The 1,048-nt window shown below is 69.4% G+C and carries 2 protein-coding genes; one reads left to right on the top strand and one right to left on the bottom strand.

What is annotated here, in order from left to right:
* A partial coding sequence (locus CFP71_RS42960) for an RsbRD N-terminal domain-containing protein (RefSeq protein WP_482746734.1) occupies positions 1-303 on the bottom strand: 303 nt, incomplete at its 3' end.
* Between the two features lie 111 nt (positions 304-414).
* Between CFP71_RS42960 and CFP71_RS42955 the strand changes: the two genes are divergently transcribed.
* Positions 415-1,048, top strand: a 634-nt coding sequence (locus CFP71_RS42955; protein WP_244200062.1) for an SGNH/GDSL hydrolase family protein, incomplete at its 3' end; no start/stop codon positions are given.

The following is a 1,048-nucleotide window of genomic DNA, read 5'->3' as shown; positions in this document are numbered from 1 at the left end:
CGACTGGTAGAAGCCGAGCATCTCCTCCAGGCTGCGGCCGGCGGTGTACTGGGCCCGGCCCTGCGCCCGGTAGACCTCGCAGTCGGTGATGATGTCGGGCTGGCCGATCTCGGTGAAGAAGGCGTCGAGCGCGACGTCGAGCGTGGTTTGGACGTTCGCGACGGTGCGGTCGTCCAGCGGCGTCCGCAGCCCGGCGCGGACCTGGTCCATCGCGGCGGACGCGATCGCGGCGGTGTCGGGCTCCAGCCGGGTCAGCACCGAGGCGTCCAGCCGGCGCCACGGCTGTGCCGACGCCTTCGTCATAGAGGCAACCTACAAAACTCCGATCAGGAACGCGCGCCTCCGATCTAGTGGTTCGCCCGCTCCCGGTGGACCCTGACCTCCAGCATTCGACGACGCATGCTGGAGGTGGCTGTGACACGTTCCCACTGGAGAAGACTCGCCCGGATCGCCGCGGTGGCGGGCACCGCACTGACTCTCGTCGGACTCGGTACACCGGCCGTCGCGGCCGAGAGACAGGTGTACGTCGCGATGGGTGACTCGTTCTCCGCGGGCTCGGTGGTCCTGCCGCAGTCCGATCTGTTCACCTGCGCCCGGTCCGCGATCAACTACGCGGCCCTGCTCGCGAAGCAGATCGAAGTCGACGAACTGCGCGACGTCACCTGCGGCGGCGCGACCACCTCCGACTTCACCAATCCGCAGAAGGGCATCATCTCCGGCACCAACCCACCGCAGTACGACGCGCTCTCGGCCGACACGACCCTGGTGACCGTCGGCATCGGCGGCAACGACATCGGGCTGGTCGGGCTCGCGACGTCGTGCGTGAACCTGCTGCCGGTAGGCGCCTCGTGCAAGGCGGCCAACACCGCGGGCGGGGTGGACAAGTACGCCACGAAGATCGACGCTTTCGCCGCGACCTACGGCACGGTGATCGAGCAGATCCGCCAGCGCGCCCCGCGGGCGGAGATCGTCATGGTCGGCTATCCGACCGGGATCAAACCGCGCGGCAGCCGTCCGCTCGCCCCGGTCCTGCCGCAGGCCCCCGACC

The sequence above is a fragment of the Amycolatopsis thailandensis genome, assembly GCF_002234405.1.
In the GTDB taxonomy this organism is placed as follows: Bacteria; Actinomycetota; Actinomycetes; order Mycobacteriales; family Pseudonocardiaceae; genus Amycolatopsis; species Amycolatopsis thailandensis.
This window is presented reverse-complemented; position numbering and strand designations above follow the sequence as displayed.